The organism is Priestia sp. P5_B4 (genome assembly GCF_056400385.1).
The window spans coordinates 1-1,681 of the sequence record NZ_JBFULJ010000834.1 but is presented as its reverse complement, the minus strand read 5'-3'; the positions used below and the strand labels follow the sequence as shown (position 1 = coordinate 1,681).

Here is a 1,681-nt window from a genome sequence, read left to right as displayed (position 1 = left end):
CCCTCCGCCTACAACTACAACATCTACATCCATGTCATTATCTAAAGCGGGAAACTCCGGCAAATCAATAAAATCTCTCCAGTATGGTTCAGGCGTCTGCGGAAGCTGTTCTCCCTTGTGTTCATTATGAGTCACATTACGACCTCCATTCAATATTTTGATAGTAGTGTTATCGGGATTTCCATTTATTTGAAGTTCATACTTATATGAGGAATACAGCCTTCGATATGTGGACTTGTATTATTTTATAATCTTAATTCAAAAAGTCTTTAATATAGATAAAAAAAGAGAGAGTCTATTTGAATTAGACTTTCTCTTTTTTATAGAAAATATATATCTACGAATATTGATTTTAACCTTTYGCTAAMTCTAACGCTTTATCTGCYTTTTTTAAATCGTGATTTACTTGYTCTTCWACATCATAGGCRTGATACATTTCATTATCAATCATATATTGAGCAATCTTTTCATGAAGTTCGATGGCTTCATCYAATTGTTTTTTTAATACTTTCCGAACTTCTGGAGTTGCTGTTTCCGTGAGAGCTACGGCATATGTTCGTACACCGTTTTTCGCTGATAACAACAAATCAGTTGCAATAGCAAGATCATCTAATGTTTTGTTAAGCGTACTTTTAGCAGCCATTCCTAAATCCCTCCTGTTTATTGAGCTTTCTTTAAGATTTTTTTTAATTCATTAATTGCTTCAGTAGACGTTTGGACGTCTTCTTCCAGAATCTTTTTTAATTTTTCATCCTCTACCAATTCCAGCATTGCTGTGCCTTTTGTTACACATGACGTTTTAAGCGTTAAGATTTCATGAACTTCTAGCGTCTCGTGCATAGCTAATTTTTTTGACATATCTCAATTCCTCCTTAGAATTTTCTGGCTTGTGAACTATATTCCCAGCTTGTTTCCATTTAAACAGTAATTATCTAATTTTTTTAATGTTTCAGAAAAATATGCCCAGGTATTACAACTAGCATAAATGAGTCTATTTATATAAACCATTTTCTATATCAAAAGGAAAAAGAAAGAGATATTAAAAATCAAGAGAGTCCTCTGACATTAAATAATAACGAAACGTTAAATAAATAGTTACCAATTACATATCCAAGATGCTTCATAAACAAGTAGAAGTTTTTCATACAAGTAAACCGGGAAACGGAACGTTAGATAACAATAAAGGAGAACATGTTATGCAGGAAATGACAGAAAAGCTACATGACTTTTTACTAGAACATATTGATGAAATGTCTCAAGAATGGCTAGACTCACGGGAAGTGGAAAAGGATTCAATCTACACAGCTGATGCCTCTTCCCAAACAACCGAATATCTTCGAGTACAAAATCAATATTTCACTTGTAAAATTGTAAAAGTTCTTATAGGAGAGTCATTAGATACTCTTAGTGACTGGGCACAGGAAGTTGCCTCAAAAAGGGCTCAAAGAGGCGATTCTCTTTATCATAGTATTCATCATTTTAAAAAGTTTCGTTTAATCTTTTTTAAACAGATTGAATCTTTTTTTCACCTTCATTCATCTAGCATTACATGTGAAGAGCTTTTTTTATGGAATAAAGTAGTAAATGAAGCGTTTGATCGGATGATAGAACTTTTTACGCTTTATTACGGACAAGTTTCAGAAGCGCAGTCTCAAGCTCAAAAAATGTTGATTTCTGAGCT

General features: G+C 33.1%; 2 protein-coding genes and 1 pseudogene. 1 reads left to right on the top strand and 2 read right to left on the bottom strand.

The genetic code is table 11. The features are described 5' to 3' along the window. Positions 1-352 precede the first annotated feature (352 nt). Positions 353-643: a spore coat protein gene (locus AC1DRF_RS26490; RefSeq protein ID WP_477742128.1), complete on the bottom strand. Its 291-nt coding sequence runs from the start codon at positions 641-643 to the stop codon at positions 353-355. A gap of 17 nt (positions 644-660) precedes the next feature. Further along, positions 661-858 carry a hypothetical protein gene (locus tag AC1DRF_RS26485; RefSeq protein ID WP_043978700.1) on the bottom strand — a complete coding sequence of 66 codons (198 nt, stop codon included), beginning with the start codon at positions 856-858 and terminating at the stop codon, positions 661-663. A gap of 338 nt (positions 859-1,196) precedes the next feature. Between AC1DRF_RS26485 and AC1DRF_RS26480 the strand changes: the two are divergent. Then, positions 1,197-1,681, top strand: a pseudogene (locus AC1DRF_RS26480) (STAS domain-containing protein); the annotation flags it as partial.

What these genes read in the sequence shown, in the direction of transcription:
- AC1DRF_RS26485 (WP_043978700.1), bottom strand. Translation starts at nt 858, where the DNA reads ATGTCAAAAAAATTAGCTATGCACGAGACGCTAGAAGTTCATGAAATC.